Raw genomic sequence first — 23274 nt, 5'->3', positions numbered from 1 at the left:
GGCGTGCGAGGGCTGTTCGGTCAGTCGGCGGAGCGGGCCGTCGCGAGGTCGAGGGCGATGTCCGTGATCATGTCTTCCTGGCCGCCCACCATCTTGCGCCGCCCGACCTCGACCAGGATCGCGCGGGTGTCCAGGCCGTAGCGGCGGGCGGCGGTCTCGGCGTGGCGCAGGAAGCTGGAGTACACGCCCGCGTAGCCGAGGGTGAGGGTCTCGCGGTCGACGCGCACCTCGCGGTCCTGCAGCGGGCGGACCACGTCGTCGGCGGCGTCCATCAGCGGGAACAGGTCGCAGCCGTGCTCCCAGCCCATCAGGTCGGCGACCGCCACGAACGCCTCCAGAGGGCAGTTGCCGGCGCCCGCTCCCTGGCCGGCGAGGGAGGCGTCGACGCGGGTGACGCCGTTCTCCACGGCCACGACGGAGTTGGCGACGCCCAGGCCCAGGTTGTGGTGGGCGTGGATGCCGAGTTCGGTGTCGGGGGACAGGACGTCGCGGTAGGCGCGCAGGCGGTCGCGCACGCCGTCCATGGTGAGGCGTCCGCCGGAGTCGGTGACGTAGACGCACTGGGCGCCGTAGGACTCCATCAGCCTGGCCTGCCGGGCGAGTTCGGCGGGCTCGGCCAGGTGGGACATCATCAGGAAACCGGCCACGTCCATGCCCAGGCCGCGGGCGGCGTCGATGTGCTGGGCGGCGATGTCGGCCTCGGTGCAGTGGGTGGCGACGCGCACCGAGCGGATGCCGAGGGCTTGCGCCTGCCGCAGGTCGTGCAGGGTGCCGATGCCGGGCAGCAGCAGGGTGGTGGGCACCGCGTGGTGGACGCTGTCGCAGACGGCGGCGATCCACTCCCAGTCGGTGTGGGCGCCGACGCCGTAGGTGATGCTGGAGCCGGACAGGCCGTCGCCGTGGGCGATCTCGATCGCGGCCACGCCGGCCGCGTCGAGGGCGCCAGCGATGGTGCGGGCCTGGTCGACGGTGTAGCGGTGGCGCACGGCGTGCATGCCGTCCCGCAGGGTCACGTCCTGGACGTACAGGGAAGTCATCGCGTCGCCACCTCCGGGGCGCGGTGGGCGGCCATGCGTTCGGCGGTGCGCAGGGCGGCCGAGGTCATGATGTCGAGGTTGCCGGCGTAGGCGGGCAGGTAGTGGGCGGCCCCCTCCACCTCCAGGAACACCGACACCTTCGCGGCACCGCCGGTGCGGGAGGGCGCGGGCAGCAGGGAGCGGAGCGGGTCGTCGGCAGCGACGCGGTCGAACTGCACCTTCTGCTTGAGGCGGTAGCCGGGGACGTACGCCTGGACCCGGGCGACCATCCGCTCGACCGAGTCGGTCACCGCGGCGTCGTCGCAGTCGCCGACCAGGCAGTACACGGTGTCGCGCATGATCAGCGGCGGCTCGGCCGGGTTCAGGACGATGATCGCCTTGCCGCGGGAGGCGCCGCCCACCTTCTCGATGGCCGAGGAGGTGGTCTCGGTGAACTCGTCGATGTTGGCCCGCGTGCCGGGGCCCGCGGAGCGCGAGGAGATCGAGGCGACGATCTCGCCGTAGTGGACGGGAGTCACGGCCGAGACCGCGGCCACGATCGGAACGGTGGCCTGTCCGCCGCACGTGACCATGTTGACGTTGGGGGCGCCGAGGTGGTCGTCGCCGTTGACCGGCGGGACGACGTAGGGGCCGAGCGCCGCGGGCGTCAGGTCGACGACGGTGCGCCCCAGCGAGCGCAGCACCTCGTCGTGGCGGCGGTGGGCTCCGGCGGAGGTGGCGTCGAAGACGATCTGCACGTCCGCGAACTCGTCCAGTGCCACCAGGCCGTCCACGCCTTGATGGGTGGTGGCGACCTTCAGGCGGCGGGCGCGGGCCAGGCCGTCGGAGTCGGGGTCGATCCCGGCCATCGCGGCGATCTCCAGGGACTCGGAGAGCCGCAGGATCTTGATCAGCAGGTCGGTGCCGATGTTGCCGGACCCGATGACGGCGACCTTCGTGGTCATGCGAGGGCTCCTTCCGTGGCGGCGGGCGCGAACGCGGTCGTGACCGTGCCCAGTCCTTCGATGACGGCGGTGAACTCGTCGCCCGCGGCGGCGGGGGCCATCGGGCCCAGTGCGCCGGTCAGGACGGTGTCGCCGGCCCGCAGCGGGTCGCCGAGCCCGGCGAGGGCGGAGGCGAGCCAGAGGGCGGCGGTGAGCGGGCTGCCCAGGCAGTCGGCCCCGGTGCCCCGGGAGACCTGTTCGCCGTTCCGGGTGAGCGTCATGGTCACGGCCCGCAGGTCGACCCGGTCCAGCGGGACCGGGGTGCCGCCCAGGACGTACAGGCCGCAGGAGGCGTTGTCGGCGACGGTGTCGACGATGGTGATGTCCCAGTCGGCGATGCGGCTGTCGACGATCTCCAGCGCGGGCAGCGCGAACGCCGTGGCGCGCAGCAGGTCGGCGACGGTCGGGTCGCGGTGGGGCAGGTCGGAGCCGAGGACCAGGGCGACCTCGGCCTCGACCTTCGGCTGGAGCAGTCGGCCGGGGGCGACGGGCTGTCCCTCGGGTACCGCCATGTCGGCGAACAGGGCGCCGAAGTCAGGCCGGTCGACGCCGAGTTGGCGCTGTACGGCGGGCGAGGTCAGGCCGACCTTGCGGCCCACGAGCCGTCGCCCCGCCGCGAGGGCGCGCTCGACGTGGAGCTGCTGCACGGCATAGGCGGCCTCGATGTCGGCCTCGGGCAGCAGCGGGCGCACCGGGGTGCACGGGATGCCGGTGCGGGCGGCCTCTTCCAGGAGGGCGGCCGCCTCGGCGACGCGGGCGGGCCGGGTCGGAACCGGCAGGGATCGGTGGGGTGGTGCGGAGCCGAGCACGAGGGTGGCCTCCGGGGGATCGTCGAGGGGTGGGGGAACGGCCGGGGCACCGGCTTGTGCCGGGTGCGGGCGTGCGCCGCGGACGCCGGGCAGGGCGGGGACGGAGCCGTACCGGCGGTGCGGCGGCTGTCCCGGGTCAGTCGTCGGGGATGCCCGTGCCGCTGAGGGCGGGCACGGTGCGTTCCGGACGGGCCAGGGAGCGGGCGCCGGCGCGGAACTGGGCGAGCTTGTCGACGATGGTCCGGCCGACGGGGAGGTGGCCCCAGGCGCTGATGCCCTGGTGGGTGGTGGGCTCCCAGGTGCTCTCGTCGATGACGACCGGGTTCCAGCCGACCTCCCACTCGAAGCCCGAGGGGGTGCGGGCGTAGTAGGACAGTTCCCGGTCGTTGGTGTGCTGGCCGACGGACAGGGCCATCTCGAAGCCGAGTTCGTGGACGCGCTGGTAGCTGCGGGCGACGTCGTCGAGGGTGGCGGCCTGGATGTTGAGGTGCTGCACCCGGGTGCGGATCGGGTCCAGGGGCAGGCCGCGGACGGCGGCGATCGCGATGGAGTGGTGGCGTTCGTTGACGCGCAGGAAGCGGATCTTGAGTTTGACGCCGCTGATGGTCTCGTCGATGTAGTCGGTCAGGCGGGCGTCGAAGACGGTGTCGAAGTAGCCGCGCATCAGCTGCGGCCTGGTTGAGGTGATCGCGACGTGGCCCATGCCGGAGTCCCCGGTGACGAAGCCGGAGGCGAGCATGCGCAGCGGTTCGGCGGTCGTGGTGGGGTCGGTGCAGATCTCCTGGGTGATGCCCTTGGGGCCGGGGAAGCGCAGCAGGCGTTCGACGCCGCGCAGGGCCGCTTCCTCGTCGGAGCCCCGGGTGAGGGGCACGCCGTGGGCGCGGACGCGGGCTTCGATCCGGTCGAAGGAGGCGTGGTCGTCGACGTGCCAGCCGGTGGCGACGACGTCCTCGGCGGGCCCGCGGGTGAGCAGGAAGCGGCACTCCTGGCCGTCGAGGCGGAAGCGCATCAGGTCGGGGGAGAGGCTGTCGTGGTGCATGCCGATGGCGTCGGTGCCGAAGCGGCGCCAGTCGGCGAAGCGGTTCGTCTCGATGACGACGTAGCCGAGGTGGACGGCGCCGAAGACGGTGGCGCGGGCCGGTGCGGTGGTCATCGCCGGCCCGCCAGGAAGTCGGCGCACAGCCGGTTGAAGAGTTCCGCGCGCTCGAACTGGACCCAGTGGCCCGTGTTGGCGACCGTGTACAGGTCGCAGTCGGGCATGCGATCGGCGAGCATCCGGCCGCCGGAGGGCCGGTTGACCCTGTCCTGGGCCCCCCACAGCACCAGGGTCGGGACGGGCAGCCGGGACAGGCGCGGGTCGCGGGTGAAGTCCATCCTCCACACGGTCCGCAGGGCGTCGCGCCCGGAGGGCCGCCGCAGGGGCGGTGCGGCGACCACCTCCGGGTCGATGCTGGCGCGGTAGCGCTCGTCGATCACGGAGTCGGGGACGTCGGCGGCATTGAAGACGAGGTGGTCGCGGATGAACTTCTCCAGCTTCGGCCGCGAGGGCCCGTCGCCGGTGTAGTAGTTCAGCAGGCTGTTGAGGCCGGGGGTGGGCAAGGCGCGGGTGGTGCCGATGCCGCCGGGGCCCATCAGGACCATGCGGTCGACCCGGTCGGGGGTGTCCAGGGCCAGGCGCAGGGCGCAGGCGCCGCCGTAGGAGTTGCCGACCAGGTGGGCCTTCTCGAGGCCGAGGCGGTCGAGCAGGCCGCGGACGTGGTCGGCGAGGAAGCCGAAGGGGTCGCCGGCGTCGACGCCCTTGGTGCTGCGGCCGTAGCCGGGCAGGTCGGGCACGATGACCCGGTGGCCCCGGGCCAGGGCGGCGATGTTGCGGGTGTAGTTGGAGACGCCGGAGGCGCCCGGGCCGCCGCCGTGCAGCAGCAGGACCGGCGGGCCGTCCCCGGTCTCCGCGGCGAAGACCTTCCTTCCGCCGATGTCGTACGTCGTCTCCTGCATCGTCGGCAGGCCGGTCGGTGTCGTCGTCATGGTGCCGGTGTCCTCACTGGGCGGTGGACGCGTGCGGGCGGGGAGCGGTGGTGGGGGCGAAGCCCCGGGGCGGCAGCGGGAGCGGAGTGCCCGCGGGGGCCGCCGCGTAGACGTAGGCGTCGGGGCGCAGGGCGAGTGCGGCCGCGCCGTGCCGGGCCATCCAGGGCAGCAGGACGCCGTCGCTGTCGACGAGGGTGCCCTCCGCGGGTGCGGAGCCCAGCGGCGTGACGGTCAGGGACGGCACGCCCAGGACGTCCCAGGCGAGTTGGGGGGCGGCGGTCCGGGCGTGCAGGAGGTGCCACCGGCCGCCGAGCGCGTCGTCGAGGCGCACGCGGCTGCCGTCGGGGCCGGTCACCCACGGCTGGGGCACCTGGTGGCCGGTCGCCCTGGCGCGGGAGCGGGCCCGCAGGCCGGCGTCGTACCGGGCGACGGGGATCCAGTTCGCGCTCTGCAGCCAGTTGCTGAAGCCCGGGACGCGGTCCAGGGTGCGCAGGGCGCCGTCGCGGACCTTGGTGACCGGCCGGCGGCGTTCGGTGATGGTCCGGCCGACGAGCACCGCCCGCCGGGTGACCTCCTTGACGTGCGGTTTGCGTTCGGCCTCGTAGCTGTCGAGGACCGTCTCGGGCAGTTCGCCGCGCAGGACGGCGTCGAGCTTCCAGCAGAGGTTGGCCACGTCGCGCACGCCCGCGGCCATGCCCTGGCCGATCCACGGCGGCATGGCGTGGGCGGCGTCGCCGGCGAGGAAGACCCTCCCCGCACGGAAGCGCGTGGCGAAGCGCACGTGGTGGCTGTAGACGGTCGCGCGCAGCACCTTGACGCTGTCGCGGCCGATCCCGTACCGGGAGATCAGCCCGTACACGGCGTCCTCGGTGACCAGGTGCTCCTCGTCGTCCCCGGGCAGGAGCGGGAACTCGTAGCGGTGGTGGCCCAGCGGGGTCGGGCAGTCGACGGCCGGGCGCGCCGGGTCGCAGTGGAAGCGCAGCTTGTCGTGGTCGGGCCAGGGCTTGAGCATCTCGGTGTCGATGACGACCCAGCGGTCCTCGTACGTCCGGCCCTCGTAGCCGATGTTCAGCTGGGCGCGGGTGAGGCTGGAGCCGCCGTCGGCCGCGATCACGTAGGAGGCGCGCAGCCGGTGCACGGAGTCGTCGGCCGTGCCGACGACCGTCAGCTCCACCCCGTCGGCGTCCTGGCGCAGGCGCAGGCACTCGTGGCGCAGCAGGACCTCCACGTTCGGGTACCGGTCGACGCCGTCGCGCAGCACCTGCTCCAGCGCGGGCTGGTAGATGAACATCTGCGGCGGGTGCCCGTGCCCGCGCGGGGTGGGGCGGGCACGGATGAAGGGGCGGCCGTCCGCGTCGACGAAGTCCACGGGCCGCTCGGTCAGCATGTCCTGCTTGAGGCGCTCGGCCAGTCCGGTCCGCTGCCAGATCCGCACGACCTCCTCGTCCGTGGAGATGGCCCGGGCGCGGGAGAAGACCTCGGCGTCCCGCTCCAGGACGACGACGCGCAGCCCCGCGGCGCCCAGCAGGTTCGCCGCGGTCACGCCCGCGGGCCCGTAACCGATGACGGCCACGTCGTAGGAGCCGTCCTCGGGCGCTGTCCCGGCCCCGGTCTGACGCATTAGGCCACCTCACTGTCGATTGCACCGCGCAACTGTTGTTGTAGCGCTCACTCCAATTGGAATGACTGCTACGGTATGCTCGCCGTCGGAGAGGGTCAAGTGACCGGAACCGCGCACCACCGGAGGGGACGCCCGCCGCGGCCGAGCCGCGGACGACCCGCGAGCGGCACGCGCCCGGCCCGGCGCCGTACGGCCGGCGGCCGGTACGACAACCCCGCTCCGCCCCCACAGAGCGCACGAAAGGCCGCGGCATGTCTCCTTCGGCACAACGCATCGACGTCCACCAGCACGTGGTGCCCGGCTTCTACCGCGACGAGCTCGCCAGGGCCGGCATCACCGACGCCGGAGGCCGGGCCCTGCCCGACTGGAGCGCCCGGTCGGCCCTGCACCTGATGGACCTCCTGGACACCGCCACCGCGATCGTCTCCGTGTCCACGCCCGCGACGGGCTTCCTCGCCGACCCCGCCGAAGCGGCCGACCTGGCCCGACGTCTCAACGACCACGGCGCGTCCCTCGCCTCGGACCACCCCGGCCGCTTCGGCTTCTTCGCCACCCTGCCCCTGCCCGACGCCGGAGCCTCCGCCGCCGAGGCGGTACGCGCGCTGGACGAGCTGCGCGCCGACGGCGTCACTCTGCTCGCCAACAACCGCGGCGCCTACCTCGGGGCCGACGGCCAGGACGTCCTGTGGCAGGCACTCGACGACCGCGGCGCGGTGGCCTTCGTCCACCCCGCCGAACTACCCGCCCCACCGGTCCGCGGCATCCCGGCCTTCGCCGCCGACTTCCTGCTCGACACCACCAGGGCCGCCTACCTCCTGGTCCGCAACGGCATCCTGCGCCGCTACCCGAACATCCGCTTCATCCTCAGCCACGCCGGCGGCTTCCTCCCCTACGCCTCCCACCGGATGGCCGTCACCCTCGCCAACGACACCGCACGCAGCCCGCTCGACGTGCTGGACGACTTCCGCTCCTTCCACTTCGACACCGCCCTGTCCTCCAGCCCGGCCGCCCTGCCCACCCTCCTCGCCTTCGCCCGCCCCGGACACGTCCTGTTCGGCAGCGACTGGCCCTTCGCCCCCACCCCCGCCGGGCAGTACTTCGCCAACGGCCTCGACACGGGCGTCGACCCCGGCACGCTCACGGCCGTCAACCGCACCAACGCCGAAGCACTCTTCCCCAGGCTGGCCACCACCCGCCCGGCACCGCTGCCGGCGCCGTCGGCCCCGGTGCGCATCCGCCGAGCGGCCCAACGCGCCGCAGCGCGCCTGGCTTTCAAGCTCGTTCAGCCAGGCACGGACTGATCCGGCGTTGTGGGACCTGGCGTGCGCCGGGTGCGTCCGTGCGTCTCCTCCGTACCCGCAGCACCCTCGCCGAGCGCTCCCGGACGGGAAGAAATCTCTGCACGGAATGTTCGGCAACCTCGTCGGCCGACTGAGGGTCGCGACCACAATGACACCCCGTCCGACGGGCCGAGGGCTACCACCAGCGCTTCGGCCTCGTCCACGTCGACTTCGCCACCCTGAAGCGCACCCCGAAGGCCTCCTACGCCTGGTACCGCGACCTGATCGCCGCCCACCATGCGAAATTCGGACGTTAGTCAAGGCCTGGGCAGGGGGTGCGGGTCAGGATCGCGGCGGGGAAGGGAGTGTCGTCCGATCCTTGACGGCCATGGGAACTCCGCCCGCCTCCGCGCGCTGTCACCTGTCCTCGCCACCCGTGCCATCGGGTGACTACGATCGGTGAGGATTCCGGTCGACTGACGTACCAGGGAGGCCCGGATGGACGCGGAACTACCGGCGCTGCGGCTGAAGCTCTACATCGAGTCGCTCCAGGTCCTGATGCCCGAGCGGCAGTTCAAGCTTCTGATGGATCTCCTGCGCGGCTATGCCGAGCTCGGTGGTGGGCGGATCGAGGTGAAGCTGGACGCAGAGGAACGGGAGCTGTTCACATCCGCGGTGCAGCGCGAACTGCTCGTTCTCCTCGGCCTGCTCGGTGCCCTGGTGCCCGGACACGAGGACCGCGCCGACGGTGTGGTGGCCGACCTCGGCGACGGCGAGCGGGCCAAGGGGGTCATGTCGCTCGTACCGCCGGAGGTCGCTTCCGATCCGGCCCGCCTGCGGGACATGCGCGACCGGCTTGACGCCGCCGAGGGCCGGCGGGCGAGCGACCGCGCGACGGTCGAGGGAATCGCGGAGGTGAGCGGGATGGCGGGGACGGAAGAGAACTGATCCGAGCGCGTTCAGCTCTGTGAAACCTCACCGGCCGTTGCCGGAGCCGGGACACAGGCCTCCCCGGAGGCCCGGGCGCACCTGCACCAGCTGTACCTGCCGCACGCGACCTGGCCGGTCGACAACCGCGTCGTCGGGCGTCGGCACGTCCGCGTACTGTGGTGCCCGGACGACGGGGAGGGGAGCCGTTGCGCAGGGTGCCGCCGGAGATGTTCCGGTTCACGACGGGGGAGAAGGCCGAACTCTACGGTGCGATCCTTCAGGCCTTCGGAGCGGCCAACGAGCGGCTGGAGACCGCGCTCGGGCTGGACGAGGTCCGCACCCGGCTGCGGACGGTGGGCTGGCTCGACGCGGTCCATGACGACGACCTCCAGGAGGCGCTGCGCAAGCTCAGGGAGTGGCAGCTGCTGGACGTCGTCCAGAACCACGCGGAGAACTACCGCACCGCCGAGGAGTACGAGCGCCGCAACCTCCAGTACTCGCTGACCCGACGCGGTGAGGCCGCGTCCGCCGGGGTCGAGCACGCCCTGTTCGTCCTCGCCTCGACGGGGGCGCTCCAGACGGCGGTGCTGGAGGCGATCACGGACCGGCTCGACGAGCTGTACGTCCTGCTGGGCGACTCCGCGTCCTCGGACCGTCGGGTCTTCACCACGCTGCAGGAGCTGGAGGGCCACCTGGAGGCGCTGCTGGCCAACACCAAGGCGTTCAACGGCGAGTTGCAGCGCCTGCTGCGCGCCGAAGGTGCGGACCTGGCGACCTTCCGCGAGGTGAAGGCCGCGACGGTGGCCTATCTCCAGGAGTTCCTCGTCAACCTCGACCAGCGGGGCCAGGCGGTCGCCACCGCCGTCGAGCGTGTGGAGCGGCTCGGGGTGAGCCTGCTGCACGCGCGGGCGCTGCGGGGCGCCGAGCTGCCGCCGGTCGCCGACGGCGATCCCGCGCCGGCCTGGCTGGAGCGGCGCCGGGCGCGCTGGGAGGGGCTCCGGTCCTGGTTCCGGCCGGCCGACGGGGCACGGCCCCGCGTGGAGCAGCTGCACGACGTGGCGCGGCGGGCGATCGTGACGCTCCTCCAGGTTCTCGACCGGATCACCGAGTCACGGCGCCGCTCCTCCAGCGCCGTCCAGGACTTCCGGGAGCTGGCCCGCTGGTTCGCCGCCGCGCCCACCGAGGACGACCTGCACCGCCTCTGGTCGGCCGCCTTCGGTCTGGGGTCGGCCCGGCATGCCCATCTCGCCCACCCCGACCCGGAGTTGGTGCCCTCCTCGGGCAGCTGGGCCGAGACCCCGCCGGTGGAGGTCTCGGCGCTGCTGCGCACCAGCGGCCGCACCGAGCGGTTCACCCGCACCGGGAAGGTGCGCGACATCGGAGGCATCAAGGCGGCCCGGGCCGAGCGGGCCCGGAAGGAGCGGGCCGAACTCGAAGCGGCCTGGGACGTTCTGGGAACCGACGGCCCGGTGCGGCTCTCCGACCTGCGCGTGCTGGACCACACCGTCTTCGAGCGGCTGCTCGACCTCCTCGGCCGGGCGCTGGCCGTACGACCGGACGCCGGCGGGGCACGTCGGGCGGTCACCTCGGACGGCCGCGTGGAGATCGTGCTCCGGCCTTCTCCCGAGGGCGGACGGGCCGTCCTGCGGACCTCCCACGGCCGGTTCGAAGGGCCCGACTACCTGGTGGAGATCCGGAGCCCGAGCGCACTGCGGGCGGTCGTCCGGGAGGACAGCGGATGAACACCATCAGGAGCGGTACATGAGCACCCTCGCCAATCAGCTGGTCCTGGCCGAGCGGCAGGACATAGCCCGAGGCATCAGACTGCTCCTCGGCCTGCCGCTGATCACCGAGCGCGGTGACCCGCCCGCCTTCGAGCTGATCCGCCGCCGTCAGGATCCGCTGACGAAGTGGTTCGACTACAACTGCGGCTGGCAGCTGGTGGTGGAGCCGCGCCTGGGGTATGCGCGTCTGCTCAAGATCCGGACCGTGCCCGACGCCTCGCGCCCCGCCCGTCGGCTGCGGTCCGGCAAGGCCCCGTTCGACCGCCGCCGTTACACGCTGCTGTGCGTCGTCGCGGCCGAGCTGCTTCCGGTCCCGGTCACGACGGTCGGCCTGCTCGCCGACCGGGTCGTCCACGCCTGTGCCACCGACGAGGCAGTGCCGCCCTTCGACACGGCGAGCAGGTCCGAGCGCATGGCGTTCGTGGACGTGCTCAAGCTGTTGGAGGCCTACGGCGCGCTCCTCACCGTGGACGGCGTCACGGAGAGCTTCGTCGACTCGGCGAAGGCCAAGGTCCTCTACCGCGTGGACGCCACCGTCCTGATGCGCCTGCTCGCCGCGCCCGTCGGCCCGTCCCGGCTGGCCGTTCCGGCGCAGGACGTGCCGCTGCGCTTCGAGGAACTCCTGCGGGGCACGGTGCGCGAGAGCCGGTACGGCGGGGCCGACGCCTCCGACGCGCAGCGCAACCTCCGGCTCCGGCACTCGGTGCTCCGGCGGCTCCTCGACGATCCCGTCCTGCACCACGACGAACTCGGCGCCGACGAACTGGCCTACCTGGCCTCGCCGACGGGGCGCCAGATCGTCAAGCGCGCCGCCGAGCAGGGCGGCTTCGTGCTGGAGGAACGGGCCGACGGCCTGCTGCTCGTGGACCCGGAGGCCATCGCCACCGACAGCCGCTTCCCGGACGACTCCGCGACGGCACGCGTCGCCGCCCTGCTCCTGCTGGAACCGCTGACGGCCGCCCCGGACGGGCTGACACCGGAACAGCTCGAGGCCGAGGCGAACACGCTGCTGCGGCGCTTCCCGCGGTGGGCGAAGGGTTACCAGTCCGAGGACGGCGCCCAGCGGCTCACCGCCGATGCCCTTCGTGTCCTCGACGACTTCGGCCTGGCCCGCCGGATCGGCGACCGCACCGTTCCCCGGCCCGCGGCGTTCCGGTACCGCACCACCGTGACCGACGGTCCCGCAACCTGACCAGGGAAGACCTCCGATGACCGTGACACAGCCACCGCAGAGCCCCGTGCCCCCGACGGCGGCCGCAGCCGCGCGATGGCGGCCCGCCAGGGCCGGCATCCTCAACGTCTGGCGCTACTACGACGAGACCTTCACCTTCCACAAGGGCCGGCTGCTCCTGCGGGGGCAGAACGGCACCGGCAAGTCGAAGGCGCTGGAGGTGCTCCTGCCGTTCCTGTTCGACGCGAGCCTGCGACCCAACCGGCTGTCCACCTTCGGCGGCTCCGAGCGCACCATGCACTGGAACCTGATGGGGGAGGGCACCACGGGCAAGACCCGCGTCGGGTACGTGTGGCTGGAGTTCGTCCGCGGTGACGGCGATCCCGGGTGGTTCACCTGCGGCGCCAGACTCCAGGCGAGCGTGCACACCCCCGGTGTCACCGTCGACTACTTCACCACCGGCGCGCGGATCGACCGCCCAGGCGGTCTCTCCCTGGTCAACGACGCGGGCCAGCCGCTCACCCGCGCCGCCCTGGCCGAAGCGCTGCACGGCCGGGGCGAGTTGCACGGGGCACCCACCGACTACCGCAACACGGTCCGCAGCACGCTCTTCCCCGGGCTGAGCGAGCAGCGCTTCGACGCCCTGATCACCGCGCTGCTCCAGCTCCGCACCCCCAAGCTCTCGGAGCGCCTGGATCCGTCGCTGCTGTCCTCGCTGCTCTCGCGGGCGCTGCCCCCGCTCGGCCAGGGCGAGATCACCGAACTGGCCGAGGGTTTCGAGCGCCTCGACCGCCAGCGCGAGCACCTGAAGACACTGGACGACGAGGTGGCCGCGGCCACCGCCGTCGCGAACCAGCAACGCGGCTACGCCCAGCGCGTCCTGCGTGCCGGAGCAGCCGGTCTCATCTCCGCGACGACCGAGATGGACAACCTCGCCCGCCTCGCGAGGGAGAGCGGGGAGGCGCACGCGGGAGCCGTGCGTGAGCGCGACGAGAGCAACCGGACGCAACAGGAACTCGAACACGGGCGGCAGGAGATCGAGGGCGCCATCGAGGGGCTGCTCGACTCCGAGGTCTACCGGCAGGGGCAGGAGCTCGACCAGCTCCGTCGTAGGAGCGAGCAGGCCGACCAGACCGCCGCCCGGGCCCGTACCGCCGCCGACCGGAAGGTTCGGGCGGCCGACGAGGACGCGGGGCGTGCCGACGATGCGCGGCTGCGTTCCGAACAGCGGGCCGAACAGACCCGGGCCGCTCGCGAGGAGGCACGTGGCGCGGCGCGGCGAGCAGCCATGGAGTCCGTCTGCGCCGAGGTGCAGACGGTGCTCGGCACCGCACCGGGTCCGTCGGGGGAGAACGAGGAGCAGGGGCGTACGGCGCGCCGTCTGCTGCGCGGTGCGGTCGTCTCGCGGCACCACCAGATCGCCGACGTCCGAGCCGCCGTCGAGCGCCACGAACGGTTCCTCGCGGGCCGGACGACGGCGGAGCAGCACCTCGATTCGGCGCGCGAACGGCTGACCGGGGCGACCGCGAAGCGCGAGGGGAACGCCCGCGCCTACCAGGCCGCCGTCGACGCCCACGCCGCCCTGTTGCGTCGTTGGGCGAGGGAGGACTGCGCGGAACTCTCGATCGACGACGCCGAGGAACTCGCGTCCCGTGCCGCCGTCGAGACTGATGTCCTCGTGCTGGTCGAAGCCGCGGCCCGGGCGGCGGAGAGCTCCATCACCGCCGACGAGACGACCGCGCGCGCCGGCCGGGACGACGCCCGCGCCGGGCGTGACCGGGTCCTCCGGGAACTGGAACGCATCGCGGCCGCGGCCGATCTCCCGCCGGTTCCACCACGGACTCGCACGGCCGACCGGTCGGTCCTGCCGGGGGCGCCACTGTGGCGTCTGCTGGCCTTCCGGCCGGACGTTCCGCCCGCCGATCAGGCCGGCGTCGAAGCGGCCCTCGAAGCGGCCGGCCTGCTCGACGCCTGGATGACCCCCGACGGCGGTCTCGTCGTCGCAGGGCACGACATCCTGGCCGATCCGGCAGCGGCCGCGCCCGCACCCGGCCCCTCGCTGCTCGACGTCCTGGCTCCGGAACCCGACGGCCCGGTGCCGCCCGCCCGGGTGCGGCGGCTGCTCGCCGGTGTCGCCTACGGCCCCGCACTGACGACGGACCACCCGGCCGTCGTGGGCGCCGACGGAAGCTGGCGGCTGGCGATGGCGGTCGGCTCCTGGGCCAAGGAGGAGTCCAGCCACATCGGCGCCGCGGCCCGGGAACGCGCGAGGCAGCGGCGGATCGCGGAACTCACCACCGAACTGGCCGAGGCCGACACCGCCGTCGTCGGCTACGAGACGCGGCTGCATGCCCTCACCGACCGCCGGACGCGCCTCGAAGCCGACCTCCGCTCCCGGCCGCACCACCGGGAGGTGGAGGAGGCCAAGGGTGTCTGGGACCGGGCCGAGTCCGAGGTGGGCGCTCGGGAGGACGCCGTGCGGGAGGCCGTCGAACAGCTCGCGCGGCAGGAGAAGGCGGTCGCGGACGCGCTGCGCACACTCGCCGTCGCCTCCGCCGAGCATGCCCTGCCGACCGAACGCGCCGCCCTGGACAAGACCGCCGCGGCCGTCGAAGCGCTGCGCGAACAGGCCGACGTCTGGCTCGACGCCCATCTCGCCTGGACAGCCGCCCACCAGGCCTGGCACTCCGCGCGCGGCCATGCCGAGGCATCGAGGGGGGCTGCGACCGAGGGCCTGGCGGAGGCCGAGACCGCCGAGGCCGCCGCCCGTGGGCTCCGCTCCACGCTCCGGGCGGTCGAGAGCACCGTCGGTGAGGACTACCGCGAAGTGGCCGCCCGCATCAGTGACTTCCGGACGTCCCTCGACCGCGTTCGCCGCGACCTCGAATCCGGCACCCAGGCACTTCTCGCGCTCGAAGGCCGCATCGGCGCGCTCGGCGCCACCGCGGCCCAGGACGAGGCCCTGCACGACAAGGCCGTCGAGGCCCGGAACGAGGCCGCCCATGGTTTCCGGCGCCTGTGCGTCCTCGGATTCCCCGAGGACGCGGGCCTCGGGCTCGTCCTCACCTCCGCGGACGGCACCCGCGCCACCCTCGAAGCGGCGCGCGAGACCGCTGCCGCGTGGCCCGACCTGCCGCACGGCACCAGGAACCTCGGTGACTCCCTGAACCGTCTCTCCGAGGCCGTCCACCGAGCCCGCCAGAGCCTCAGCAGCCGCGCCGACCTCGAGCTCGAAGCGGAGGAGGACGTCCAGGTCCTCACCGCCACCGTCGACGGCATCCGGGTCGGCGCGACCGGCCTCCTCGTCATCCTCACCGGTGAGCGTGACCGCGGTCAGGACGACATCACCGCAGCCGAACGCGGCCTCTTCGACCGGACCCTCACCGGCGACACGCGCCGCCACCTCGCCTCCCGGATCCGTCAGGCCGGTGAACTCGTCGAGCGGATGAACGGCCACCTCGAAGGGATCCGCACTGCCTCGCGGGTGGCCGTCCGTCTGGTGTGGCAGATCCACCCCGACCTGCCAGCCGGTACCCGGACGGCCCGTGAGCTGCTGCTCAAGGACCCGGCGCGGATCACCGAAGCCGACCGCGAGGCCCTCCACGCCTTCTTCCGGGGCCGGATCGAGGAAGCGAAGACCCGCAACACGGCGGCGACCTGGGAGGAGCAGCTCGCCGAGGTCCTCGACTACACGGCCTGGCACCAGTTCGTCGTCAAACTGGACCGCGCCAACGGCTCCGGGTGGCAGCTGCTCACCAAGAAGCTCCACGGCGCGCTCTCGGGCGGCGAGAAGGCCATTGCCCTCCACCTGCCGCTGTTCGCCGCCGTGGCCGCCCATTACGAGGCGGTGCCGGAGTCTCCGCGGCTGATCCTGCTCGACGAGGTCTTCGTCGGCGTCGACACCGTCAACCGCGGGCAGGTCTTCGGCCTCCTCGCGGCACTCGACCTCGACCTGGTGCTCACCTCGGACCACGAATGGTGCACCTACCGGGAGCTCTCCGGCATCGCCGTCCATCAGTTGATCACCGGAGGTGACGGCGACGACGCCGTCACCAGTGCCCGTTTCACCTGGACGGGCACCGACCTGCTGCCCGACGAAGCCGACGCGGAAGAACCGGCATGACGGACCGCCACCCCCTCGACCTCCCCGAGCTCCGACCCCTGTGGTCGGCCGTTCACGGCCGTCTCTCGACCGGTCGCCCCGTCAACCGGGTACGGTCCGGACCACTCGACGAGGCGGGCCGGGAGGCACTGGCCGACCTCCTCGGACTCGACCGGCTCCCCGGCGCCGAACCGACGCTCCCCCTCGCCGGGCTCGACAGTGCCGTGCTGGACGCCTGCGGCCGACCCGTCCGGGACGTGGTGGCCGCGATCCTCGGCCCGATCCACGACCGGGCCGCCGAGCGCGAACGGAAGACCGGCCAACGCGATGCCCTGTGGGCGTGGTTGGCCGGCCACGAGGTGGTCACCGCCCAGCCGGCCCTGCTGGACTGGGTCGGCCACCTGCGGGCCGGCGGCCTCGTCGACGGCTCTCCCGAGCGGACCCGAGGCCTGCTGACCGCCGCGCTGACCGTCCTTCACGCACTCCCGGCCGACGGTGAGCCACTACCGGTCCTCGCCGCCCGCCTCCTCGACGGCGACTCCCACGCCCTCGACGACGGGACCCGGCTCTCCTCCCTGGTCCTGCGGGCACTGGCGGTGCTGTACGGCACTGACATGCCCGAAACGGCCGAAGGGCGGCGCGCACTGTGGAGTCGAGCCGGCGTGGCCGACGACGAGCTGTCGGCCACCGTGCTCGCCGTCGGTCTCCGCCCCGGGGGAGAGGGCCCGGTGGCCGAGATCTCCCGAATCTGCGCCGGAGCGGGCCACCCCGTCAGCCTCACCCTCGCCCAAGTGCGCTCACCCGGCGAATTCACCGGTCCCACCGGACCCGTGCACATCACTGAGAACCCCAGCGTGCTCGCCCTGAGCCTGCGCCGCTTCGGCCCCCACTGCCCGCCGCTGGTCTGCACCTCCGGCTGGCCCAACACCGCCGTGATCCACCTGCTGCGCCGACTCGCCGACGACGGCGCGTCCCTGCACTACCACGGCGACTTCGACGGCGAGGGCATCCGCATCGCGGCGCACGTCATGGCCAAGACCGGCGCAGCCCCCTGGCGGATGGCAGCCGACGACTACCGGGCCGCCGCGCCACGGGTTCCCTCGGGCCCCGACCCGGGGCGTCTGACGCCCGCACCGTGGGACCGGAGGCTCGTCGATTCCATGGCCGAACTGCGCACCGCAGTGGTCGAAGAGGTGGTCGCCGACCTTCTCCTCGACGATTTGGCAGACCACCGACACGGATAGAATGACAGCCTGTCCGACGGGCCGAGGGGTTCAATGCCGTCAACCCGGCGGACGCACCGCCGCTGCTCTGCCGGACCGTGATGCAGGCGCTCGGGCTGTCGGCCGCCGTGGTTCGGGTGCGGACCCGGAGCGGGCCGCGTGAGCTGGCCCCGCCCTCTCCGGCCTGCGCCTGCGAATCGATGCCGCCTGCAACGCCCCCGGCGGTGGTGTCGGCGCCGTCGTCCGCGCCGTCTTCCCCGCGGCCGGGCGCCCGCTGCCGTCGAGTTGAGCGGGCCATCGAACGGTGTTTGCCTGGAAGGACAGGCCAGTAGAGGGCGCAGCGCGCTCGGACACACCGGAAACACCGGACATACCGGAGACGCCCCGGGCCGGAGCGGGTCGGCAGGCTCGCCGATGCCGGGCTTCGGGCGGTGACCCGCCGGGTGCTGCGGTCGCCCGCGGAGCAGGAGGCGGCGGATGTCGCCGTGCGGTGAGGTCCGGTACTCGATCACCCGCACCCGGGACGAGTGGCGCGCGAGGCTGGTCCGGGCCTGTTCCCGGTGGGCGGACGAGGGGGCCGACAGGTGTGCGCAGTGGGCGGATCGGGGTGCCGGCCGGTGCGGTGACCAGGCGCCGTCCTCGTGGTTCCGCGATGCGTTCTACCGGGTCGCCGACCTGCTCGGCCAGGCCTGGTACCGGCTGGCGAACCGGGTCTGCCGCGCGTTCGCCTGGGTCCTCTACTGGGTCCTCACGGCGGTGGCGTACGTCGTGTGGCTGGTCCTCTGGATCCCCTGCCGCGTCTTCGGTCCGGCCACCCGGCCGGAGGGGCCGATCAGGCACGTCTTCGTGCTGGTACTGGAGAACCGTTCGTTCGACCACATGCTCGGCGTCTCCACCGGCACGGTCGACGCCGGGTCCGGCTTCCGGCCGGGGGTCGGGGTGGATGCGGTGAGCGGCGCGCCGACCACCGTCAACGGGCCCTCGGCGAGCCTGACGAACACGCACGACGGTCAGGTCTTCGCGGTGCGCGCCGGCGCGCCCTTCGTCATGCCGGTCGACCCGCCGCACGAGTTCTGCGACGTCCAGCTCCAGCTGGCCTCGGTGCCGATCACCGGCACACCGAGGGACGACACGTGCCACTACGGCGGCAGCTACCCCGCGCTCACCATGCAGGGGTTCGTGGACAACTACGCCAACCAGGCCGTGGCCAAGGGCGACGCCTCGGCCCTGGCGGACCTCGGGGCGGTGATGGCGTGCTTCACCCCGGACCAGGTGCCGGTGATCAGCGCGCTCGCCCGTGAGTTCGCGGTGTGCGACAACTGGTTCTGCGCCCTGCCGGGGCCGACCTGGCCGAACCGGTTCTTCCTGCACGCGGCGACCTCGGGCGGGCTGGACCGCAGTCCGGACCCGCTGGAACTGGCCGCCTCGCAGGTCGACGGCTACCAGTTCGAGAACGGCACGATCTACGACGCGCTCGACAGCAAGGGGTGCGACTGGCAGGTCTACCAGGGTGACGCCCTCCCGCAGGTCAGCGCGCTGGCGGGCATGGACCTGCCCACCATGCTGGAGCGCTTCCACGGCCTGGACGAGCTCGCCGGGGATCTGCGGCATCAGGACTTCGCCGCCTCGTACGTCTTCATCGAACCCAGCTACGGTCACGTCCTCAGCCACGGCGGCAACTTCCAGTGCGGCAACAGCCAGCACCCGATCGACGACGTCACCCGGGGCGAGGCCCTGATCAAGTACGTCTACGAGTCGATCAGGCAGTCGCCGCACTGGGAGTCGAGCCTGCTGGTGATCACCTACGACGAGCACGGCGGCTTCTACGACCATGTCGAGCCGCCGGCCGCCGTCCCGCCCGGTGACGTGACCGACCCGGCGCACAACAGCCACGGCTTCCGGTTCGACCGGCTCGGTGTCCGCGTCCCCGCCGTCATCGTCTCGCCGTGGGTCCCGGCCGTCCGGCCGAGCGGACCGGACGGCCGGAACTGCAACCTGATCGACCACACCGTCTACGACCACGGATCGCTGCTGGCATCGGTCGAACGCCTCTACCACCTGCCGAGCCTCACCCTGCGTGACGCCGGAGCCAATGACTTCCTCCACCTGCTGTCCGCGGCCGAGCCGCGCGGCGACGCTCCGCTGACCCTGCCCGCTCCGGCCGACTCCGGGTTCACCTGCGACGACGAGGGCGACGACGGGGCACCGGTCGGGCCGGGCGAGGGGCCGGTCGGAGTGCGGAGCACCGCCGACCGGCCGATCAGCTCCACCCTGCAGGGCTTCCTCCAGGTCGCGGCGCTCCACGACGCCCGGCTCCACCCCGCCGAACGCGAGCGCATCGTCCGACAGCTCCGCTCGGTCCACACGGTCAGGGACGCCCACGGCTACCTGACCCAGGTCCTCGCGCGGCTCGACGCCGTCGGCCTCCGTACGGACATCGCCGCACCGTCGCCCCGACCGGACGGCCGTTAGCGGGCGGGCCCCTCCAGCTGGTGGCCCACCGGGATGGGAGCGTCGCAGGACGCCTGGTACCGCGACCTGGTCGCCGCCCACCGGGCGGCTGCTCGCGAGCAGTCGCGCCCCGGGGCTTCGCGGAGGTTCCGGCGCCGGTCCGTTCAGGGGGCCATGGTGAGCCCGGCCGAGGCGCCGTCGCGGCTCAGGACGACCGACCGGATGTGGTCGAGGGCCCGGGTGTAGTCGGCGCGGTCGGGGGTGTAGCGGAGGGCCTCGGTCAGGTCGAGGACCCGGTAGGGCGGGCCGAGGTCGGTCAGCTGCGGGAGGAACTCGGCCTTGGTGACGGTCCATCGTTGCCCGGGCCCGGGCGGCGGGGAGAAGGTGAAGCGGGCGATCGAGCTCCAGTTCCCCCGGGGGTCCTCCGCGCCGGTGGGGTTGAACATGTGGCCGGCGAGCTGGTCGCCCATGCCGTAGACCGTCCAGGTGTCGTTGATCTTCTCGTAGGCCTGCGGGATGTGGGCGTGGGTGCCGAGGACCAGGTCGATGTCGGGCCGGCCGGGGCTCTGCTCGGCGGCCAGGTCGCGGGCGAGCGCGAGTTGCTGCTCGTCCGGGGTGTCCTGCCACTCGGTGCCCCAGTGGAGGCTGACCACCACGATGTCCGCGCCGCGCTCGCGGGCGGCCCGGGCGTCGGTGAGGATCCGCTCCCGGTCGATGAGGTTGACCGCCCAGGGCCGGTCCTTCGGCAGGGGGATGCCGTTGGTGCCGTAGGTGTAGGCGAGCTGGGCCACCGTGGCGCCGCCCGCCGTGAGCGTCGTGGGGCTGCCCGCCTCGTCGGCGCTGCGCGCGGAGCCCGTGTGCTTCAGGCCGACGGCGTCCATGGCGTCGAGCGTGCGCCGGATGCCGTCCGGGCCGCCGTCGAGCGTGTGGTTGGAGGCGGTGTCGCAGGAGGTGTAGCCGGTGTCCTTGAGCGCCTGGGCGACCTGGGGTGGCGAGATGAACGACGGGTAGCCGGTGAACGGCCCGCCGTCGGGGCCGTAGACCGTCTCCATGTGGCAGATGGCCAGGTCGGCGGCGCTGATGACGGGTTTGACCCCGGCGAGCATCCGGGTGAAGTCGTAACCGCTGCCCCCGGCGTCCTCCTTGGCCTGCTGGATGATCTCCGTGTGCGGCAGGACGTCCCCGGTCGCGACGAGGGTGAACGCCCGCGGCCCCGCCGGGGTGGGCGCGGCCGGGGAGCTCGGATCGCGGGGTGTCGACGGTGCGGGCTGCCGTTCCTGCGGCGACCCGCAGCCGGTGAGGGAGAGCAGCAGGGCGGTGGCGGCTGTGAGGATCTCTCGGCAGGCAAATCGCATGGTCGGCTCGTCCCACGATCGGCGGGTATGACGAGTCCGACTATGCGAGTCCTGGACGGGCCGTCGTGGAACCCGCGCCCTGGGATCACCCGACGGGGCCACCGACCCGTCGGCGAGCACGGACGGGCGTGGACGGGAGTGGACGGGCGGGTGCGCGGGGTGGCGCGGGGCCGCGCACCCGCCCGGCGGGCGGGTCAGAAGGTGACGGCCTTCAGGTAGCTGCTTTCGCCGCGCGGACCGGCCAGGTAGAGGGTGTGGCCGTCGGGGCCGAGGGCGGCGGTGCCGACGCCGTCCAGGCCGAAGCCGGTGAGGTCGGCGGCCGGGAGGGCGGTGTTGGTGGCGGTGTCGTAGGCCAGCACGGTGGCGGAGGGCTTCCAGCCGTCCTTGAGGACGAACAGACGGCCGCCGTCCGGGGAGACCGCCACCAGGTGGGTGTCGGCGGAGGTGGCCGGGCCGCCGAGGGTGAAGGCGGTGCGGGACGTGTCGGTGAAGGGGTCGAGCTCGTAGCCGGAGCCCTGGGCGGCCCGGCTGCCGAGGGCGTAGAGGCGGGTGCCCTCCGGGGAGGCGGTGACCTCGGTCGCGGCGGAGAGCGGCTGGACGGTGCGGGTGACCGTCGGGACGGGAGCGGTCAGGTCGAGGTGGACGACGCCCGCGCCGGTGGCGACGTAGGCGTCGGCGCCGCCGTTGTGGAGGGCGATCCCGTCGACGTCGGGGTCGCCCAGCGGGACGGCGCCGGTGAAGGAACGGGTGAAGGTGTCGAAGACCAGCACCCGGCCGGGGCCGGCGGTGCCCTGCTGGGTCACGAACACCCGGGAGCCGTCGGCGCTGACGGCGAGTGCGCGCGGGCGGTCGACGGGCGTGCGGGACAGCACGGTGTTCGTGGCGAGGTCGACGACCAGCAGCTGCTCGGCGGCGAGGACGTAGATCCGGTTGCCGTCGGGGCTGAGGGCGGGCCGGCCGGCGGTGCCGTCCTGGCTGAGCAGGGTCTGCGCCACGACCGTGCGGGTGCGGGTGTCGACGGTGCGCAGGAGGGTGGGGTAGCCGGTGCCGACGTGGTCCTCGGCGACGACGTAGGCGCGGTTGCCGTCGGAGCTGACGGCGATGCCGAGCGCCCGCCAGCCGACGGCGGTGTCGGCGGTGCCGGCCGTGGCGCCGGCCGGCACGGCGCACAGGAGCGTGACTGATGCCGCGAGGGCGGTGGTCCAACGAGCCGTACCCGTAAGCGAGTTCATGGAGATCTCCCCGGACGGTGTCCTCGCGCTGTGCGAGGCGTGGACACGCTACGGGGGAGGGGAGGGCGCGTGGACGGGGCGTGGAGGAGTTGACCGGATCGGTATTGGTCTAGTCCAAAATCCGAAGCCGCCCGCGGGGCCGTGCGGGTGGCCGGGGCCGCCGGGTGGCCGCGTCACGGGTGCGGGCGCGGGTGCGGGTGCGGTGCGGACAGGGCGCGGGCGTGGCCCGGGCGTGGTGCGGAACCGGGCTGCGGGCCGGGCGCGTCGACGCATCACGAAACGCCTGGCGTCCGGCCGGGTGGCCGGACCCAGGTGAGCGGCCGATCGGGCTCCGGCATGCGCCCCGGAGCGGTGACGGTAGGGCCGCGGGTGTGCCGGTCAGAGTGTGAACAAGGCGGCGTACGGTGGGGCGATCCGCTCCTGTCGGGTGCCGAAGTCGACGAGGACGGCCGCGTAGGCTCCGTCCTCCACCGCGAGGACGCGGCCGAGACCATACTTGTCGTGGCTCACGCGGTCGCCCACCGCGAATAGCTTGGGCGGTGCGTCGGGCCGGGGTTTGAAGGGGCTGGTGGGCAGGGGGCGTCGGACTGCCGGTGTTTTCCTCATCCCGGTCAGTATGCTCCGAAAATCGACGGAACGGGCCGTTCCGGAGGGTGTGAATCCGTTGCCGGGTGTCCCCGGGGCGACTCGCCCCCTGGGCGCGGCGAAAAAATCATGACCGGGGCGGCGCAGGGTCCGGTGTCGCCAACTCCGGTGCGGGAATCGATCGTTGCTGTCGCTTTCGGGGCGAGACGGTCGCGCCCGGGAGGGCGGGAAAAAAATAGACGAGTGAAAATCCGCGCCGGCGGGCCGGAGTCTGCTAAGCTCTTCTTAGTTGCAGTTGTGGTTCCCATGAACTTTGTGTGCGCCTGCTTATTGTTGCGGGCGCATTTTTTGTTTTACCGGCTCTTTCCGGCGGGTTCTCATCGCGGCGACTCGAATGTCTGCATGGTGCAGACTTCGCACAGTCTCTCGAAGGAGATTTCTCATGGCTACTGGCACCGTGAAGTGGTTCAACGCGGAAAAGGGCTTCGGCTTCATCGAGCAGGAGGGCGGCGGCGCTGACGTGTTCGCCCACTACTCGAACATCGTCGCCCAGGGCTTCCGCGAGCTGCTCGAGGGTCAGAAGGTCGAGTTCGACGTCACGCAGGGCCAGAAGGGCCCGCAGGCCGAGAACATCCGCCCCGTCGCTCTCTGACATTTCCCGCCGCACGATTCTCGAATCGTAGAGG

At 72.9% G+C, this 23274-nt stretch carries 17 protein-coding genes and 1 pseudogene; 9 read left to right on the top strand and 9 right to left on the bottom strand.

Going from position 1 to position 23274, the window contains the following annotated elements:
* Nucleotides 1-20: 20 nt before the first annotated feature.
* The 6 genes from dmpG to ACFRQN_RS04075 all read right to left on the bottom strand — a co-directional run bounded on the left by dmpG (nt 21) and on the right by ACFRQN_RS04075 (nt 6475).
* Nucleotides 21-1037: a 4-hydroxy-2-oxovalerate aldolase gene (dmpG, locus tag ACFRQN_RS04100; RefSeq protein ID WP_074004605.1), complete on the bottom strand. Its 1017-nt coding sequence runs from the start codon at nt 1035-1037 to the stop codon at nt 21-23.
* Entirely contained in the window at nt 1034-1981 is a 948-nt protein-coding gene (locus ACFRQN_RS04095) for an acetaldehyde dehydrogenase (acetylating) (protein WP_380738043.1), read from the bottom strand. Before ACFRQN_RS04095 ends, dmpG begins: the two co-directional genes overlap by 4 nt.
* Nucleotides 1978-2799 (bottom strand): 2-keto-4-pentenoate hydratase, encoded by an 822-nt coding sequence (gene mhpD / locus ACFRQN_RS04090; RefSeq protein WP_380738116.1) that lies wholly within the window; start codon nt 2797-2799, stop codon nt 1978-1980. Before mhpD ends, ACFRQN_RS04095 begins: the two co-directional genes overlap by 4 nt.
* A gap of 166 nt (nt 2800-2965) precedes the next feature.
* Nucleotides 2966-3982 (bottom strand): VOC family protein, encoded by a 1017-nt coding sequence (locus ACFRQN_RS04085; protein WP_380738041.1) that lies wholly within the window; start codon nt 3980-3982, stop codon nt 2966-2968.
* Nucleotides 3979-4854: an alpha/beta fold hydrolase gene (locus ACFRQN_RS04080; protein WP_380738039.1), complete on the bottom strand. Its 876-nt coding sequence runs from the start codon at nt 4852-4854 to the stop codon at nt 3979-3981. Before ACFRQN_RS04080 ends, ACFRQN_RS04085 begins: the two co-directional genes overlap by 4 nt.
* Before the next feature lie 13 nt (nt 4855-4867).
* On the bottom strand, nt 4868-6475 hold the full coding sequence (locus ACFRQN_RS04075) for a bifunctional 3-(3-hydroxy-phenyl)propionate/3-hydroxycinnamic acid hydroxylase (protein ID WP_380738037.1): 1608 nt from the start codon (nt 6473-6475) through the stop codon (nt 4868-4870).
* A 251-nt stretch (nt 6476-6726) separates the two neighbouring features.
* Here ACFRQN_RS04075 and ACFRQN_RS04070 point away from each other — a divergent pair, with 251 nt between their 5' ends.
* The 8 genes and pseudogenes from ACFRQN_RS04070 (at nt 6727) to ACFRQN_RS04035 (ending at nt 19437) form a co-directional block, all read left to right on the top strand.
* Entirely contained in the window at nt 6727-7776 is a 1050-nt protein-coding gene (locus ACFRQN_RS04070; protein WP_380738035.1) for an amidohydrolase family protein, read from the top strand.
* 167 nt (nt 7777-7943) lie between these two features.
* Nucleotides 7944-8072: pseudogene (locus ACFRQN_RS04065) on the top strand (family 1 glycosylhydrolase); the annotation flags it as partial.
* 181 nt (nt 8073-8253) lie between these two features.
* A complete protein-coding gene (locus ACFRQN_RS04060; RefSeq protein WP_259316984.1) occupies nt 8254-8703 on the top strand; it encodes a hypothetical protein in 450 nt (149 codons plus the stop codon).
* A gap of 209 nt (nt 8704-8912) precedes the next feature.
* Nucleotides 8913-10427, top strand: coding sequence for a TIGR02677 family protein (locus ACFRQN_RS04055; RefSeq protein ID WP_380738114.1), 1515 nt, complete (start codon nt 8913-8915; stop codon nt 10425-10427).
* Nucleotides 10428-10446: 19 nt separating this feature from the next.
* Nucleotides 10447-11661: a TIGR02678 family protein gene (locus ACFRQN_RS04050; RefSeq protein ID WP_380738033.1), complete on the top strand. Its 1215-nt coding sequence runs from the start codon at nt 10447-10449 to the stop codon at nt 11659-11661.
* 16 nt (nt 11662-11677) lie between these two features.
* Nucleotides 11678-15763 (top strand): TIGR02680 family protein, encoded by a 4086-nt coding sequence (locus ACFRQN_RS04045; protein WP_380738031.1) that lies wholly within the window; start codon nt 11678-11680, stop codon nt 15761-15763.
* A complete protein-coding gene (locus ACFRQN_RS04040) occupies nt 15760-16986 on the top strand; it encodes a TIGR02679 family protein (protein ID WP_380738029.1) in 1227 nt (408 codons plus the stop codon). The genes ACFRQN_RS04045 and ACFRQN_RS04040 overlap by 4 nt, the downstream gene beginning before the upstream one ends.
* A gap of 456 nt (nt 16987-17442) precedes the next feature.
* A complete protein-coding gene (locus ACFRQN_RS04035) occupies nt 17443-19437 on the top strand; it encodes an alkaline phosphatase family protein (RefSeq protein WP_380738027.1) in 1995 nt (664 codons plus the stop codon).
* Nucleotides 19438-19580: 143 nt separating this feature from the next.
* Here ACFRQN_RS04035 and ACFRQN_RS04030 read toward each other — a convergent pair whose 3' ends face one another.
* The 3 genes from ACFRQN_RS04030 to ACFRQN_RS04020 form a co-directional block, all read right to left on the bottom strand.
* Complete coding sequence (locus ACFRQN_RS04030) at nt 19581-20771, bottom strand: CapA family protein (RefSeq protein WP_380738025.1); 1191 nt, start codon at nt 20769-20771, stop codon at nt 19581-19583.
* Between the two features lie 194 nt (nt 20772-20965).
* On the bottom strand, nt 20966-22003 hold the full coding sequence (locus ACFRQN_RS04025; protein ID WP_380738023.1) for a YncE family protein: 1038 nt from the start codon (nt 22001-22003) through the stop codon (nt 20966-20968).
* Nucleotides 22004-22381: 378 nt separating this feature from the next.
* Nucleotides 22382-22513 (bottom strand): hypothetical protein, encoded by a 132-nt coding sequence (locus ACFRQN_RS04020; protein WP_375875341.1) that lies wholly within the window; start codon nt 22511-22513, stop codon nt 22382-22384.
* Nucleotides 22514-23030: 517 nt separating this feature from the next.
* Here ACFRQN_RS04020 and ACFRQN_RS04015 point away from each other — a divergent pair.
* On the top strand, nt 23031-23240 hold the full coding sequence (locus tag ACFRQN_RS04015) for a cold-shock protein (RefSeq protein ID WP_380738021.1): 210 nt from the start codon (nt 23031-23033) through the stop codon (nt 23238-23240).
* The last annotated feature ends 34 nt before the right edge of the window (nt 23241-23274 follow it).

Source organism: Kitasatospora sp. NPDC056800 (genome assembly GCF_042789775.1).
In the GTDB taxonomy this organism is placed as follows: Bacteria; Actinomycetota; Actinomycetes; order Streptomycetales; family Streptomycetaceae; genus Kitasatospora.
This window is presented reverse-complemented; position numbering and strand designations above follow the sequence as displayed.